The sequence below is a fragment of the Bradyrhizobium sp. USDA 4454 genome, assembly GCF_054822705.1.
In genome coordinates this window covers 8,020,967-8,036,205 of record NZ_JBTRCN010000001.1, presented here as the reverse complement: position 1 = coordinate 8,036,205, position 15,239 = coordinate 8,020,967, and the positions used below count along the sequence as shown (strand labels likewise).

The window sequence follows — 15,239 nt, the reverse complement described above, 5'->3', positions numbered from 1 at the left end:
TCGAATTTGACCGGAAACGCACCATGGCTGACCTTGAGAAATTCCGCGCAGAGACCCGCGCCTGGCTGGAGCAGAACTGCCCGGCGGAGATGCGCAAGCCGATGACCTCGGATGGCGACACCTTCTGGGGCGGCCGCAACGCGAAATTCTCCTCCGAGGCGCAGCGGGTCTGGTTCGAGCGGATGCGCGACAAGGGCTGGACCGTGCCGCATTGGCCGAAGGAATATGGCGGCGGAGGCCTCGACGGCGAGGAGGCCAAGATCGTGCGCCAGGAGATGGCCGCGATCGGCGCTCGGGCGCCGCTGACCTCGTTCGGCATCTCGATGCTCGGACCGGCGCTTCTGAAATACGGCACCGAGGAGCAGAAGAAGGAGCATCTGCCGAAGATCACCGCGGGCCTGATCCGCTGGTGCCAGGGCTATTCCGAGCCGAATGCCGGCTCCGACCTCGCCTCGCTGCAGACCCGCGCGGTCGCCGACGGCGACGACTACATCATCAACGGCCAGAAGATCTGGACCTCCTATGCCAACTATGCCGACTGGATCTTCTGCCTGGTGCGCACCGATCCGGCGGCGAAGAAGCACGACGGCATCAGTTTTATTCTCTTCGACATGGCCTCGAAGGGTGTCTCGACCAAACCGATCCTGCTGATCTCGGGTTACTCGCCGTTCTGCGAAACCTTCTTCGACAATGTCCGCGTGCCGAAGTCACATGTGGTGGGCACTGTCAATCGCGGCTGGGATGTCGCGAAATATTTGCTGCAGCATGAGCGCGCGATGATCTCTGGCATGGGCGAGCGCGGCGTCGGCCGTCCGCTCGGCCAGATCGCCGCCGACTCGGTCGGCGCGGACGCGCAAGGCAGGCTCGACGACGCGCAGCTGCGCAGCCAGATCGCGAATTTCGAGGTCGATGAAGCGGCGCTGGCCGCTGCCGCCGAGCGCGCGGTCGATCTCGCCAAGGCCGGGCAGTCGCATCCGGCGTTCTCCTCGGCGATGAAATATTACGGCACCGAGCTCAACAAGCGCCGCTACGAGATCCTGATGTCGGCCGGCGGCATCGACGCGCTGGAATGGGAAAGCGACCGCTCCAAAGGCGGCGCCCGGCCGCGCGCCTGGCTGCGCACCAAGGCCAACTCGATCGAGGGCGGTACCTCGGAGGTGATGCTCGGCATCGTCGCCAAGCGCATCCTCGATCTGCCAGGGGCGTAGTTTGTTGCACCGTCGTTCCGGGGCGGCGCGAAGCGTCGAACCCTAATGCGCAGTTGCGCATTGTGAACCTCGAGGTTCCGGGTTCGATGCTGACGCATCGCCCCGGAATGACGAACTTAGATATCTCTGCTTAGAACGTTAGAACGGATTCTCCATGGCCCTCGTCCTCACCGAAGAACAATCCATGCTGCGCGACAGTGCGCGCGGTCTCATCAGCGACAAGGCGCCGGTGGCGCATCTGCGGTCCTTGCGCGATGCCAAGGACGCCACCGGCTTCTCGCGCGAGCTCTGGAAGACGTTCGCCGAGATGGGCTTCTCCGGCCTGCTGGTGCCGGACCAGTTCGGCGGCAGCGGGCTCGGCTGCGTCGAGGCCGGCATCGTCATGGAGGAGATCGGCCGCACCTTGATGCCGTCGCCGTTCCTTGCGACGTCGGTGCTTGCCGCCTCGGCGCTGTCGCGCGGCGGCAGCGAAGCCCAGAAGGCGCAGCATCTGCCCAAGATCGCCGACGGCTCGCTGCTCGCGGCGCTGGCGATCGATGAGGGCGCCAAGCATCGTCCGCTGCAGACCAAATTGCAGGCGACGCGCGCCGGCAACGGCTTCAGGCTGTCGGGCGACAAGGCCTTCGTGGTCGATGGCCACACCGCCGACCTCCTGATCGTTGCGGCGCGCTCGGCGGGCAGCGCCGGCGACAGCAACGGACTGACGCTGTTCCTAGTCGATCCGAAGGTGAAGGGTCTCGCGATCGAGCGCACCACGATGGTCGATTCGCACAATGCGGCGCGCATCGTGTTCGACAATGTCGAGGTCAATGCCGATCATGTGCTCGGCGAGGTCGATCAGGGTTTTGGGCTGCTCGAGGGCGTGCTCAATATCGGCCGCGGCGCGGTTGCGTCCGAAATGGTCGGCCTTTCGGATGAAGTGTTCGGCCGCACCGTGACGTATCTCAAGGAGCGAAAGCAGTTCGGCAAGGCGATCGGCGAATTCCAGGCGCTGCAGCATCGCGCCGCCCAGCTCTACATCGATATCGAGATCACCCGCGCCGCGGTTTTGAAGGCGCTGCAGGCGCTCGATGCCGATCTCGGCAAGGCGGGCACCGCGGTCGCGGTGGCAAAAGCGCGCGCCGGCACCACCGCGACGCTGGCGGTGCAGGAAGGCGTGCAGATGCATGGCGGCATGGGCATGACCGACCAGTTCGACATCGGCTTCTTCATGAAGCGTGCCCGGGTCTGCCAAGAGCTGTTCGGCGACAGCAATTTCCACACCGACCAGCTGGCGAGCGGCAAGGGGTACTAGCCGTCATTCCGGGGCGCGCGCAGCGCGAGCCCGGAATCCGTTCCACCACCGGTTTTGCGGCCCGATGGATTCCGGGCCTGCGCCTGTCGGCGCATCCCGGAATGACGAAAGCAGCCTCACCGGATCGGCGGGGCGTACTGCACGCCGCCGGCGTTCCAGAGCTGGTTCATGCCGCGCGGGATCTTCAGCTTGGAATCGGCGCCGACGTTGCGGTCGTAGACCTCGCCGTAATTGCCGACATGCCTGATGATGCGCACCGCCCAGTCCTTGGTCAGGCCGAGATCCTCGCCATAGGAGCCCTCGGTGCCGACCAGCCGCATCACTTCCGGCTTCTTCGACTTCAGCGCCTCGTCGATGTTCTTCGAGGTGATGCCGAGCTCTTCGGCATTGATCATCGCATAGAGCGTCCACTTCACGATCATCATCCAGTCGTCGTCACGCAGCCGCACCACCGGTGCCAGCGGCTCCTTGGAGATGATGTCGGCCAGGATCATGTGATCGCCTGGCTTGGAGAGGTTGAGCCGCAGCGCATAGAGCTGCGAGGCGTCCGAGGTCAGCGTGTCGCACTGCCCGGAATCATAGGCCTTCACGACATCGTCGAGCTTGTCGAACTTCATCTCCGTGTACTTCATGTTGTTGGCACGGAAATAGTCGGCGAGGTTGAGCTGCGTCGTGGTGTTGGCCTGCACGCAGACCTTGCTGCCGTTCAGATCGAGCGCGGAATCGATGTTGCGCGAGCGCGGGATCATGAAGCCCTGGCCGTCATAATAGGCGACCGCCGGGAAATAGAGATCGTAATTGGTCTCGCGCGACATGCTCCAGGTGGAGTTGCGCGACAGGATGTCGACCTTGCGGTTCTGCAGCTCCTTGAAGCGCTCGCTGGCGTCGAGCGGAACGAACTTCGCCTTTGTCGGGTCGTCGAAGATCGCCGAGGCGACCGCGCGGCAGAAGTCGACGTCGAAGCCGGTCCAGTTGCCCTTGTCGTCCGGGATCGAGAAGCCCGGCAGGCCCTTGTTGACGCCGCACAGCACTTCGCCGCGGCGGACGGTACGCTTCAGCGTGCGGGTGTCGTAGCGCTCATAGGTGATGGCGGCGGCCGCAACCAGCGCGGCGACCGCGAGCCCGATCGTCAGGCCGCCTCGAAATGTACGCATGGGTTCTCTCTCGCGAATGATCGGGGAAAATCAGGTCGGATATCGAAGGCGGGTAGGACGTAGAGATTATAGTTCGGGCTTCTGGCGGATGATCACCTTGGTACCGACGGGGACGCGGTTGTAGAGATCGGCGACGTCGGCGTTGACCAGACGGAAGCAGCCGGACGAGATCGCGGTGCCGATGGTGTCGGGCCGGTTGGTGCCGTGGATACGATACACCGTAGTGCCGAGATACATTGCGCGCGCGCCGAGCGGATTGCCCGGGCCGCCCGCCATGAAGCGCGGCAGATAGGGCTGGCGCGCGATCATTTCCGGCGGCGGGGTCCAATCCGGCCATTCGGCCTTGCGGGTGATCGTCACCAGCCCCTGCCACTGGAAACCGTCGCGGCCGACGCCGATGCCGTAGCGCAGCGCGCGGCCATTGCCTTGCACGAGATAGAGATGGCGTTCGGCGGTGGAGACGATGATGGTGCCCGGCGCCTCATTGGTCCGGTAATACACGACTTGCTTCTGCCATTCCGGGTCGAGCTCGTAATTGTCGTCGGCGATCAGGCCGGGCTCGTCGGCGTCCGGCCGGCTCTGGGCGAAGCCCTGCGACGTCGACAGCACGAGCGCGCCCGTGGCGATCAACATCCAGACCAGGTGACGAAGGTTCGTCATTGCAAGCTCTCTCCTTATTTGGCGCGCAGCCAATGGTTGCTCCACCCAAATCACGCTCGGAAGCATCAAATCTCAGCGGCAGCTTGATGGCAAGTTTAGGGCGGGCATCACACTATATCACTGTAATGCTTTTGTTTTTTGTCATTGAAAGCCGAGGCGCGCCACGGCTGACGCCTCATTTCGGCGCGATCCAGAGTCGCAACGCGAACGAGACCAGTGCCACCGTGCCGACGCCGCCGAGCCAGAGCGCTGCAAACCACAGCAGGCGCTGGCCGAGCGGCCGCTGACCAGGATCGGGCGGCATCAATGGTATCCGTGGCCGGGGCGCACCTTGCCGCGGAACACCCAATAGGCCCAGCCGGTGTAGCCGAGGATCAGCGGCACCAGGATCGCGACCCCGACCAGCATGAAGACCTGGCTGTTGGCCGGCGCCGCCGCCTGCCAGATCGTGATGCTCTGCGGCACGATGTAAGGATACATGCTGATGCCGAGCCCGGCATAGGACAGCGCGAACAGCGCCAGCGTCAGGAAGAACGGCTGGTGGTCGTTCTTGTTGCCGAGTGCACGCAGCAAGAGCGCGGTGACTGCGGCGACCGCGATCGGCACCGGCGCGGTGAGGATGATATTGGGCCAGGCGAACCAGCGCTGGGTGTACTGCACGGCCAGGAACGGCGTTGCGATGCTGACGGCGCCGATCGCGCACAGCATCGCGACCAGCAGGATCCAGCTCAGGTGATAGGCGCGGTCGCGCAGCCCGCCTTCGGTCTTCATCACCAGCCAGGTCGCGCCGAGCAGCGCATAGCCGATGACCAGCGCAATGCCGGTCAGGACGCTGAACGGTGTCAGCCAGTCCCACCAGCCGCCGGCATAGTGACGGCCGTCGACATGGATGCCCTGCAGGATGGCGCCGAGCGCAATCCCCTGCGCCAGGGTCGCGACCAGCGAGCCGCCGGCAAAGGCGAGATCCCATTTGTTGCGCGCCTTCTGGGTGCGCCAGCGGAATTCGAAGGCGACGCCGCGGAACACGAGGCCGAGCAGCATCGCGATCATCGGCGTGTAGAGCGCCGGCATCAGCACCGCATAGGCCAGCGGAAACGCCGCCATCATGCCGCCGCCGCCGAGCACCAGCCAGGTCTCGTTGCCGTCCCACACCGGCGCCACCGTGTTCATAATGACGTCGCGGTCGGCCTTTTGCGGAAACAGCGGAAACAGGATGCCGAGGCCGAGATCGAAGCCGTCCATCACGACATAGACGAACACGGCAAAGGCGATGATGAAGGCCCAGATGATGGCGAGATCGATCATCGCGCGGCCTCCACGGCTGCACCGGCTGCCGGCGTGATGCCGGCCGCGCGGGCGGGAAGATCCTTTGTCGGGCCCTGCTCGCCGGGATGCGGCGGCTGCGCCATCAGCCGCAGGATGTAGATCACCCCCGCGGTGAACACGGCGAAGTAGACGATGATGAAGGCGATCAGCGACGAGCCAACCGCCGGTGCCGCCAGCGGCGACACGGAATCGACGGTGCGCAGCAGCCCGTAGACCGTGAAGGGCTGCCGCCCGGTCTCGGTAGTGATCCAGCCCGCCAGCACCGCGATGAAGCCGGCCGGGCCCATCAGCACTGCGAAGCGATGCAGCAGCTGTGACTGGTACAGCATGCCGCGCCAGCGCATCAGCAGGCTGAACAGGCCGAGCCCCATGATCAGGAAGCCGAGCCCGACCATGATGCGGAACGCCCAGAAGGTGATCGGCACCGGCGGCCAGTTCTCGCGCGGCACGGTGTCGAGGCCGGCGAGCGGGGCGTCGAGCGAATGCTTCAGGATCAGCGACGACAGTTTCGGCACCTCGATCGCGTATTTCACCTTGGCATCTTTTTGGTCGGGCCAGCCGAACAGGATCAGCGGCGCGCCATCCTTGTGGCTCTGGAAGTGGCCTTCCATCGCCATCACCTTGGCCGGCTGGTGCTCCAGCGTGTTCAGCCCGTGCTGGTCGCCGGCGAGGATCTGGATCGGCGCCACCAGGGTTGCCATCCACATCGCCATCGAGAACATCACGCGTGCGCCCGCCAGATGCTGATCGCGCAGCAGATGCCAGGCGCCGACCGCGCCGACCACCAGCGAGGTGGTGAGGTAGGCCGCCAGCACCATGTGCACCAGGCGGTAGGGGAACGACGGATTGAAGATCACCTTGAGCCAGTCGGCGGCGACGAACTGGCCGTCGGCATTGACGGCCTGGCCGGCCGGCGTCTGCATCCAGGAATTGGCCGACAGGATCCAGAATGCCGAGATCAGCGTGCCGATCGCGACCATCAATGTCGCCAGGAAGTGCAGCCTGGGACCGACGCGCTCGAGCCCGAACAGCATCACGCCGAGGAAGCCGGCCTCGAGGAAGAACGCGGTCAAGACCTCGTAGGCCATCATCGGGCCGATCACCGGCCCGGTCTTGTCGGCAAACGACGACCAGTTGGTGCCGAACTGGTAGGACATCACGATGCCCGACACCACGCCCATGCCGAACGCGACCGCGAAGATCTTCAGCCAGTAATTGAACAGGTTGATGAAGACCTCGCGCCTGGTGATCAGCCACAGCGCCTCCAGCACCGCGAGATAGCTCGCGAGCCCGATCGAGAATGCGGGAAACACGATGTGGAACGACATCGTGAAAGCGAATTGCGCGCGGGCGAGTACGACCGCATCCCAGCCTTCGAACATGAATCCACCACCTGCCGTCGACCTGACGTGGAGCTTACCACGTCGGGTGTGATGGCAACACAGGGCGGATTGTCCGATCAGCTATTGGCGTTGAGCAGCCGGGCGACGGTGCGGTCGATCTCGTCGTACCGCCCCTCGCCGGCGTGCTGGAACACGATCTTGCCGTTCTGGTCGATGATGTATTGCGCCGGCCAATACTGATTGCCGTAGGCGTTCCAGGTCTGCGAATTGTTGTCCTGCGCCACCGGATAGAGGATGCCGTGCCGCTTCAGCGCCGCCTGCACATTGGTGGCCGAGTGCTCGAACGGGAATTCCGGCGTATGGACCCCGATCACGACGAGACCGCGATCCCGGTACTTTGAATAAAGTTGGGTGACGTGCGGCAGCGTGTTGACGCAATTGACGCAGCCATAGGTCCAGAAATCCACCAGCACGACCTTGCCGCGCAGATCGGCGAGCTTCAGCGGCTGCGAATTGAACCAGTTGCTGATCCCGGTGAATTCGGGCGCGGTCTGGCTCTGTTCGGTGGTCATGGCGACGGCCCTCGGCACCGGCACCGCTGGCGCGTCGGACTCGGTGCAGAGACCGGGGATGACGGCGCCGCCGAGACCAAGGCCCGCGACCACAGCGGATACAGCAATCAAGCGCAGGGACATCGCGTTCTCCTTATAAGCTCACAGGCCGATCTGGCCGTTGGGATAGAACTGGGTCAGCCACGCCACGATCAGCGTGTCGTATTGCAAATAGGACAAAGCGGCGAAGCCGATGATCACGACGCCGAAGCCTTGCTGCAGGCGCGGCGCGATCCGCGCCAGGCTGCGCACGCGCGTGGTGACGGCCTGCCCGCCATAGGCAATCGCCAGCATCGGGATCGCGGCGCCGATCGCGTAGGTGACGAGCTGCAGGCTCGCCCACGTGGTGTCCTTCGCGGTCGCGACGATGGTCAGGATCGAGCCGAGCACCGGACCCGCACAGGGTGTCCACACCAGGCCGAGCGTCGAGCCGAGCACAAAGCCGCCGAACAGGCTCGGCGAAGGCACTGCCTGGCCGAGATTGCCGGTCAGCCGGATCGACAGCCATTCGAACGGCGCCGGCCAGATCATCAAGAGGCCGAAGCCCGCGAGCAGGATTGCCGCACCGGTCCGCAGCAGGTTCGGATCGAAATCGAAGGCGCGCGTGATCGCGCTCAGCAGCAATGCCACCGCAGAGAATGACATCACGAAGCCGAGCGCGATCATCGCGGGCCGCGCCTTGCCGGTCTGGCCTATCGATACCCCGAGCAGGATCGGCAGCATCGGCAGGGTGCAGGGCGCGGCGACGGTGGCGACACCGGCGAGCAGGGCCAGGGTAAGGGCAGGGGCAAGGCTGAGCATCGTCATCCGTCCATCGGAAGTCCCGGCGCGCCAGATGGCCGTGCCGGGGTCGCCTGATGATCTTCGCGAGGACGCTCGCGCCGTTACGGCGGGCCGATTGTGGGCACCGTCACGTCTGTGTGAGACGAGGCGCGCTCGGCCTCACAACCGCGCGCCAAAAACAGAGCGACCCGGCTGGGGGGCATCCCGGCCGGGTCGTTGGAGGCTGACTTGGGAGGTTAGAACTAGAGAGGTATCGAAACTGAGTCAGTAACTTGGGTTGGGGTTGCGTCGTTGGATATGGGTATAGGGATCGCGTTTTTCCGGGTGATGTCGTCGATTGTTTCAATTGTTTCGTCGCCGGACTTTTTCGGCTTCGTGAACAATTGCCAGGATCGCGCCACTTGCCTCCAAGTATCTGAAACTTCGTTTGTTTATGCCGCGACGCTGTCCACGCCGGCAACCCGGAGGAGGTCGGCGAGCTGTTTGCGGGCATAGAACATGCGGGTCTTCACCGTGCTTTGCGGGATCCCGATGATCTGCCCGGCCTCCTCGACCGACTTCTCATGGTAGTAGACCAGGTTGATGATCTCGCGGTGCGCCGGCGACAGCTTGGCCACGCAGGCGCGCAGGATCTCGCTGGTGGTGGCGCGATCGAGCGAGGTTTCCGGCGTGTCGGCGCCATCGGGGATTTCCAGCACGTCTTCCTGGTCGATGTCCTCATGCTTGCGCTGGCGCAGCGCGGTCAGCGCCTTGAAGCGGGCGATCGACAGCAGCCAGGTCGAGACCTGCGAGCGGCCCTCGAACTGGGCCGCGGTGCGCCAGACGTCCAGGAACACCTGGCTGACCAGGTCCTCGGCCATCGTGGTGTCGCGCACCATGCGGAGCACGAAGCGGTAAACCCGGACGTTGTGACGGGCATAGAGCGTGTGCATCGAGGTGCGGTTATGCTTGGCGATACGCGCGAGCAGCATTTCATCCGAGGTCGCGCGGGCAGCATCGATATGCTTCGTGGCTGCAGCGTTGATGGCGATGACGTTCGGCATGACAGGCTCCCAGTTCGCCGTTAGGCGGCGGTTCGTTGGGAGAAAGCTAGTTACCGCCCGTTTCCGGATGTCTGCGCGAAAAGCGGAAAATGGTTTCGTGACCGGGAGAATTGTTTCGTCGCTGCCCGGACGACGAAACATTCGGGACCAAAAGGCTAGTGATTTCAACGTGTGGAAAATTCGAACGGCCTGAATTCGCCCCTGTGGGAACGATTCCGGACCGTGACTTTTGGCACTATTCGGCCGCTTGCAAAGCGGGCGCCGCCTTTTTTGGGACAATCCAGAATGCGTCAGGCCGTTCGAAGAGGAAATTGGCCCGGACCGCGAGCGCCAGCCGCCAGATCAGCAGCGAACCGGCGACGCCGGCCACGGTCACGATCAGCGAGATCAGCCCGATGTCAGGGATGACATCGAATCGCAGCAGCAGCGTGCGGGTCGCGGCCATCGGCAGGAAGAAGGCGAGGTAGATCACGATCGAATGCTCGCCGCAGTAGCGCAGCAAGCCGAGCCAATGCGCACGCGCCAGCAGCGTGCCGGTCACGATGATCGCGCAAGCGCCGGCAAAGCCGAGCGCCAGCGAGACAACAGGCCATTCGCTGACACCGCATGCAACCAGGCCGCCATTGACGAGCGCCCACAGCCCAAGCCCGAGCAGGGCAAGCGTCGGCCGCGACCGCGCACGGTCCGATAGCGCGAACACGTAATCAGCCAGGACATAGCCGGTGAGGAAATACACGAAGCGGGCGCTGAACTCGTCGATCACGTACCAGCCGGTCGCGATATGCGCTGACTCCAGAGCGGCTGCGATCAGCCAGATCGCGAGCGGATGGACGTTGCGGGTCAGCTTGGTGACGACGAAGAAGATCGGCAGCAGATAGATGAACCACAGCGTGCCGAACGGCTGGACGAAGGCTGTGAGGTATTGCCGCCCGATCTCGGCCCAACCGGCCTCGGCAGCCAGCGACGGCGCCTTGAAGCCGAACTGGATCGTTACCCACAGCACGTAGAAATAGGCGAAGTGCATCACCTTGCGGTCGAGATAGGTGCGCCAGTCGCGACCGATCACGACCGACAGGAACAGCCCCGAGATCATGAAGAAGTCCGGCATCCGGAACGGTTTGGCGAACATCACGACATAATGCATGAAGCCGATCTGCCCGGCGGCCTTCTCGACCCCCAGCACCGAATGCATCATCACCACCATGATGATGCAGATGCCCTTGGCATAGTCGACCCAATCGACGCGCGCGGCCGCGTTCCCGGGTGATTGATCAAGTGATCGATCAAGGGAACGATCTGTCGCAGCGATTGTGCCGTTTGTGGCCATCCTTGTCCTGTTTTGGCGTGATCGGGACCATCATCGGCCCGATCGGTTGCTTTCTCCTTTATCAGTACAAGGGGTGTGCCAGCTTAACCCGGGCCCTTTCCTGGTTCCCTGGACCCGGCGAATGGTCTAAGAGCCCAGGAAATCGCAACAAGAAATCTTAACAGGAAATCCTAAGAAGAATCCGACGCCCGTTAACCACAGGACGCTGGCTGGCCAAGGGCCGTGGCCTGCGATGAGACTGCTTGCGACACCAATTCGATAGCCCGCTGCCGATCGACGCCGTGCTCGACGAGCTCGACCGCACGCTCAATCGCCACAATGCCGCCGTGCTGGTGGCGCCGCCCGGCGCCGGCAAGACCACGCGCGTGCCGCTGGCGTTGCTCGATGCGCCCTGGGCCAGGGGCAAGAAGATCATCGTGCTGGAGCCGCGCCGCATCGCCGCGCGCGCCAGCGCCGATCGGATGGCGAAGACGCTTCGTGAGCGTCCCGGCGAGACCGTCGGCTATCGCGTGCGCTTCGGATCGAAGGTGTCGCGCGCGACGCGGATCGAGGTGGTCACCGAGGGCATCTTCTCGCGCCAGATCCTCGACGATCCCGAGCTCAACGGCGTCGCTGCGGTGCTGTTCGACGAATTCCACGAGCGCTCGCTCGATGCCGATCTCGGGCTGGCGCTGGCGCGCGATGCGCAGACCGGCCTGCGCGAGGATCTGCGCATCCTGGTGATGTCGGCGACGCTCGACGGCGCCCGCGTCGCGAAGTTGCTCGGCGATGCACCTGTGGTCGAGAGCGAGGGTCGCGCCTTTCCGGTCGAGACCCGCTATGTCGGCCGCAAGGTCGACGCGCCGGTGGAGCGGCAGATGGCCGAGACGATCGCGACCGCGCTGCGCGCCGATACCGGCTCGGTGCTCGCCTTCCTGCCCGGCGCGGCCGAGATCCGCCGCACCCAAACGTTCCTCGCCGAGCGCGTGCACGACGCCTCGGTCGAGATCGTGCCGCTGTTCGGCGCGCTCGATGCCAGCGTGCAGGATCGCGCCATCGCGCCGGCGCCGAAGGGCATCCGCAAGGTGGTGCTGGCGACCTCGATCGCCGAGACCTCGCTGACCATCGAGGGCGTCCGCATCGTGGTCGATTCCGGCCTGGCGCGGGTGCCGCGCTACGAGCCCGACATGGCACTGACCCGGCTCGAGACCGTGCGCGCCTCGCGCGCCTCGGTCGATCAGCGCCGCGGCCGCGCCGGCCGTATCGAGCCCGGCGTCTGCTACCGGCTCTGGGACGAGCCGCAGACCGCGTCGCTGGCAGCCTATACGGCGCCCGAGATTCTATCCGCCGATCTGTCCTCGCTGGTGCTCGACCTCGCGCAATGGGGCGTCAGCGATCCCGCAAGCCTTGCCTTTCTCGACCCGCCGCCGGGACCGGCACTGAAGGAAGCGAGATCGCTGCTGACCGAACTCGGCGCGCTCGACGCTGACGGTCGCATCACCGAGGAAGGCCAGAGCCTGCGCGCGCTGGCGCTGCCGCCGCGGCTGGCGCGCATGATCGTGGATTCCGCCCGCTTCGGCATGGGCGAAGAGGCGTCCGAGATCGCCGCCGTGCTGACCGAGCGCGGGCTCGGCGGCGACAGCGTCGATCTCGACCACAGGCTCGACCAGTTCCGCCGCGACCGCTCGCAGCGCGCGTCGAGCGCGCGCAGCATGGCCGCGCGCTGGGCCTCGCAAGTCAAGGTCGCGGCGAGTGAGCAGAAGGTGCTCTCCACCGGCGTCATGCTGGCCTTCGCATTCCCGGATCGCGTCGCCAGGAATCGCGGCAATGGCAGCTTCGTGCTGGCCAATGGCCGCGGCGCAGCGGTCGAGCAGACCGCGGCGTTGGCGCGGCTGCCTTACATTGCCGTCGCCGAGCTGACCGGCACGGCCGCGAGCGGCCGCATCCTGCTGGCGGCGCCGATCACCCAGGAGGAGATCGAGCAGCGTTTCGCCGACCAGATCGAGACGATCGAAGAGGTGACGTTCGATCGCGGCGCGATGGCGCTGCGCGCGCGGCGCCGCCGCTCGCTGCACGCGATCACGTTCTCGGAAGCGCCGATGTCGCTCACGCCATCGGCCGAGACCGCGCGCATCTTCGCCGACGGCCTGATCGCGGCGGGGCTCGACCGGTTGCCGTGGTCGAAGCAAGCGAAACAATGGCGCGACCGCGTCATGTTCCTGCGCAGGGCCGAGGACGACAGCTGGCCCGATCTGTCGGACACCGCGCTTGCCGCGCGGGCCGACGACTGGCTGGTGCCTGCACTCTACGACAAGACCGCGCTGAAGGATCTGTCCGCCGGCGATCTGTCGGACGCGCTGATGTCGCTGTTGCCGTGGGAATTGCGGGCGCGGCTCGATCGCGAGGCGCCGACGCATTTCGAGGCGCCGACCGGAACGCAGCTTGCGATCGATTACGAGGCCGAACAGGGCCCGACCATTGCGGTGCGGTTGCAGGAATTATTCGGGCTCAACAGCCATCCCTCGATCGCCAAGGGCGCGGTGCCGCTGGTGCTGGAACTGCTGTCGCCGGCACAGCGCCCCGTGCAGGTGACACGCGACCTGCCGGGCTTCTGGCGCGGCAGCTACGCCGCGGTGCGTTCCGATCTGCGCGGCCGCTATCCGCGCCACCCCTGGCCTGAAGATCCCGCCAGCGCGACGCCGACCAGACGCGTGAAGCCGCGCGGGACTTGATATCGGCACAAACGCTTCGCCTTGTTGCCCGAAGATCGCATTCTCTTTATTCGCCGGGACGACACCGAGCTCCTTTTCCGGGGCACGCCTGATCGGTTGCGCTGGCGAGTACCCGCAAACGGTGGTTAGATTTGCATACTGGGATGGATCACGGGCTCGCACATTGGGGAGGCCGCCATGAACTTCAAGAACCTGGAGATCAAGAACGCATCGCCGTCGCTGTACAATGAAGACCTCGCGCCGGCCAAGGAACGCAACTGGGGCGCCTTCAGCATCTTCAACGTCTGGACGTCGGACGTGCACAGCCTGTGGGGCTATTATCTCGCCGCCAGCCTGTTCCTGCTCTGCGGCAGCTTCGTCAACTTCATCCTCGCGATCGGCGTCGGCTCGCTGGTGATCTTCGTGCTGATGAGCCTGATCGGCAACGCCGGGGTCAGGACCGGCGTGCCCTATCCGGTGCTGGCGCGGGCCTCGTTCGGGGTCTGGGGCGCCAACATTCCGGCGTTGGTGCGCGCCATCGTCGCCTGCTTCTGGTACGGCGCACAGACCGCGGCGGCCTCGGGCGCGATCGTCGCGCTGCTGACGCGCATGGACGGATTCAAGGCGTTCCACCAGTCGAGCCACATGCTCGGCCATTCCACGCTCGAGGTGATCTGCTTCGTCGTGATCTGGGCATTGCAGCTTTTGATCATCCAGCGCGGCATGGAAACAGTGCGGCGCTTCCAGGACTGGGCGGGACCCGCGGTCTGGCTGATGATGCTGATCCTTGCGATCTATCTCTGCATCGCGGCCGGCGGCATCTCGTTGACCGCGCCGATCCCGCAGGACGTGCTGCTGGAGAAGACCAAGGAGGCCGGCGTGCCCGGTGTGCCCGGCTCGTTCCCGGCGCTGTGCGCGGTCGCCGCGACCTGGATCACCTATTTCGCCGCGCTCTATCTCAACTTCTGCGACTTCTCGCGCTACGCGCCCGACGTCAACGCGTTGCGCAAGGGCAATATCTGGGGCCTGCCGGTCAATCTGATCCTGTTCTCGCTGGTTGCCGGCGTCACCACGATCGCAGCCTTCAACGTCTATCACGAGGTGCTGCTGCATCCCGACCAGATCTCGGCGAAGTTCGACAGCTGGTTCCTGGCGCTGCTCGCCGCCGTCACCTTCGCGGTGGCGACGCTCGGCATCAACGTCGTCGCCAATTTCGTCTCGCCGGCGTTCGATTTCTCCAACGTGTTTCCGCGCCACATCGACTTCAAGAAGGGCGGCTACATCGCAGCATTGATCGCGCTTGTGCTGTACCCGTTCGCGCCCTGGGAGGGCAGCGCCGCGTCGTTCGTCGGACTGATCGGCGCGACCATGGGGCCGATCTACGGGATCATGATGGTCGACTATTACCTGATCGCGAAGGGTCGCGTGAACGTGCCGGCGCTCTACCAGGAGGACGGGGAATATCGCTTCCAGAACGGCTGGAACGTTAGCGCGCTGTTCGCGGCTGCCGTCGGCGCGCTGTTCTCGTCGGTGCTGCCGAACTTCACCTCGATCCTGCCGGACTGGTGGGCGGTCTATGGCTGGTTCTTCGGTGTCGCGATTGCGGGCGCGGTCTATTACGCGCTGCGCGCTGCGATGCCGAGCCCGGTGGCGAAAGCGGCCTGAGGGCGAGCCGCCGGAAAGTCCGTCAAAGCAGGATCCGTGTGGGTTGAATCGGGATCTGGGCTTACCTCTCCCCATTGGGGAGAGGTCGATTTGCGCAGCAAATCGGGTGAGGGGCCACGGCTCCAACGAGAGAGC

General features: G+C 64.9%; 13 protein-coding genes. 4 read left to right on the top strand and 9 right to left on the bottom strand.

Annotated features, from left to right (window positions below):
- The first annotated feature begins 23 nt into the window (after positions 1 to 23).
- Together ACVIW0_RS37435 and ACVIW0_RS37430 are read left to right on the top strand one after the other, a co-directional pair.
- Positions 24 to 1,208, top strand: coding sequence for an acyl-CoA dehydrogenase family protein (locus tag ACVIW0_RS37435; protein WP_461356788.1), 1,185 nt, complete (start codon positions 24 to 26; stop codon positions 1,206 to 1,208).
- Between the two features lie 154 nt (positions 1,209 to 1,362).
- Positions 1,363 to 2,502, top strand: a complete 1,140-nt coding sequence (locus ACVIW0_RS37430; protein ID WP_461356787.1) for an acyl-CoA dehydrogenase family protein — start codon at positions 1,363 to 1,365, stop codon at positions 2,500 to 2,502.
- A 116-nt stretch (positions 2,503 to 2,618) separates the two neighbouring features.
- On the opposite strand, the gene ACVIW0_RS37425 is transcribed toward ACVIW0_RS37430, so the two are convergent.
- The 9 genes from ACVIW0_RS37425 to ACVIW0_RS37385 form a co-directional block, all read right to left on the bottom strand.
- The gene (locus ACVIW0_RS37425) at positions 2,619 to 3,656 is read right to left on the bottom strand and encodes an amino acid ABC transporter substrate-binding protein (protein WP_461356786.1); all 1,038 of its coding nucleotides are present in this window, start codon (positions 3,654 to 3,656) and stop codon (positions 2,619 to 2,621) included.
- 66 nt (positions 3,657 to 3,722) lie between these two features.
- Positions 3,723 to 4,316 carry a L,D-transpeptidase gene (locus tag ACVIW0_RS37420; protein ID WP_461356785.1) on the bottom strand — a complete coding sequence of 198 codons (594 nt, stop codon included), beginning with the start codon at positions 4,314 to 4,316 and terminating at the stop codon, positions 3,723 to 3,725.
- Between the two features lie 175 nt (positions 4,317 to 4,491).
- The gene (locus ACVIW0_RS37415; RefSeq protein WP_461356784.1) at positions 4,492 to 4,620 is read right to left on the bottom strand and encodes a DUF2474 domain-containing protein; all 129 of its coding nucleotides are present in this window, start codon (positions 4,618 to 4,620) and stop codon (positions 4,492 to 4,494) included.
- On the bottom strand, positions 4,620 to 5,621 hold the full coding sequence (cydB, locus tag ACVIW0_RS37410) for a cytochrome d ubiquinol oxidase subunit II (protein ID WP_461356783.1): 1,002 nt from the start codon (positions 5,619 to 5,621) through the stop codon (positions 4,620 to 4,622). The genes ACVIW0_RS37415 and cydB overlap by 1 nt, the downstream gene beginning before the upstream one ends.
- The gene (locus ACVIW0_RS37405; RefSeq protein WP_461356782.1) at positions 5,618 to 7,024 is read right to left on the bottom strand and encodes a cytochrome ubiquinol oxidase subunit I; all 1,407 of its coding nucleotides are present in this window, start codon (positions 7,022 to 7,024) and stop codon (positions 5,618 to 5,620) included. Before ACVIW0_RS37405 ends, cydB begins: the two co-directional genes overlap by 4 nt.
- A 77-nt stretch (positions 7,025 to 7,101) precedes the next feature.
- Positions 7,102 to 7,680 (bottom strand): thioredoxin family protein, encoded by a 579-nt coding sequence (locus ACVIW0_RS37400; protein ID WP_461356781.1) that lies wholly within the window; start codon positions 7,678 to 7,680, stop codon positions 7,102 to 7,104.
- Positions 7,681 to 7,698: 18 nt separating this feature from the next.
- Entirely contained in the window at positions 7,699 to 8,397 is a 699-nt protein-coding gene (locus ACVIW0_RS37395) for a cytochrome c biogenesis CcdA family protein (protein WP_461357534.1), read from the bottom strand.
- Positions 8,398 to 8,810: 413 nt separating this feature from the next.
- Entirely contained in the window at positions 8,811 to 9,422 is a 612-nt protein-coding gene (locus ACVIW0_RS37390) for a sigma-70 family RNA polymerase sigma factor (RefSeq protein WP_461356780.1), read from the bottom strand.
- Between the two features lie 235 nt (positions 9,423 to 9,657).
- Entirely contained in the window at positions 9,658 to 10,749 is a 1,092-nt protein-coding gene (locus tag ACVIW0_RS37385) for an acyltransferase family protein (protein ID WP_461356779.1), read from the bottom strand.
- Between the two features lie 242 nt (positions 10,750 to 10,991).
- Here ACVIW0_RS37385 and hrpB point away from each other — a divergent pair, with 242 nt between their 5' ends.
- Entirely contained in the window at positions 10,992 to 13,460 is a 2,469-nt protein-coding gene (hrpB, locus tag ACVIW0_RS37380) for an ATP-dependent helicase HrpB (protein ID WP_461356778.1), read from the top strand.
- 177 nt (positions 13,461 to 13,637) lie between these two features.
- Entirely contained in the window at positions 13,638 to 15,104 is a 1,467-nt protein-coding gene (locus ACVIW0_RS37375) for an NCS1 family nucleobase:cation symporter-1 (protein WP_461356777.1), read from the top strand.
- The last annotated feature ends 135 nt before the right edge of the window (positions 15,105 to 15,239 follow it).

What these genes read in the sequence shown, in the direction of transcription:
- ACVIW0_RS37405 (WP_461356782.1), bottom strand. Translation starts at nt 7,024, where the DNA reads ATGTTCGAAGGCTGGGATGCGGTCGTACTCGCCCGCGCGCAATTCGCT.
- ACVIW0_RS37385 (WP_461356779.1), bottom strand. Translation starts at nt 10,749, where the DNA reads ATGGCCACAAACGGCACAATCGCTGCGACAGATCGTTCCCTTGATCGA.
- ACVIW0_RS37390 (WP_461356780.1), bottom strand. Translation starts at nt 9,422, where the DNA reads ATGCCGAACGTCATCGCCATCAACGCTGCAGCCACGAAGCATATCGAT.
- ACVIW0_RS37425 (WP_461356786.1), bottom strand. Translation starts at nt 3,656, where the DNA reads ATGCGTACATTTCGAGGCGGCCTGACGATCGGGCTCGCGGTCGCCGCG.
- ACVIW0_RS37420 (WP_461356785.1), bottom strand. Translation starts at nt 4,316, where the DNA reads ATGACGAACCTTCGTCACCTGGTCTGGATGTTGATCGCCACGGGCGCG.
- ACVIW0_RS37400 (WP_461356781.1), bottom strand. Translation starts at nt 7,680, where the DNA reads ATGTCCCTGCGCTTGATTGCTGTATCCGCTGTGGTCGCGGGCCTTGGT.
- ACVIW0_RS37430 (WP_461356787.1), top strand. Translation starts at nt 1,363, where the DNA reads ATGGCCCTCGTCCTCACCGAAGAACAATCCATGCTGCGCGACAGTGCG.
- ACVIW0_RS37415 (WP_461356784.1), bottom strand. Translation starts at nt 4,620, where the DNA reads ATGCCGCCCGATCCTGGTCAGCGGCCGCTCGGCCAGCGCCTGCTGTGG.
- ACVIW0_RS37375 (WP_461356777.1), top strand. Translation starts at nt 13,638, where the DNA reads ATGAACTTCAAGAACCTGGAGATCAAGAACGCATCGCCGTCGCTGTAC.
- ACVIW0_RS37435 (WP_461356788.1), top strand. Translation starts at nt 24, where the DNA reads ATGGCTGACCTTGAGAAATTCCGCGCAGAGACCCGCGCCTGGCTGGAG.
- cydB (WP_461356783.1), bottom strand. Translation starts at nt 5,621, where the DNA reads ATGATCGATCTCGCCATCATCTGGGCCTTCATCATCGCCTTTGCCGTG.
- ACVIW0_RS37395 (WP_461357534.1), bottom strand. Translation starts at nt 8,397, where the DNA reads ATGCTCAGCCTTGCCCCTGCCCTTACCCTGGCCCTGCTCGCCGGTGTC.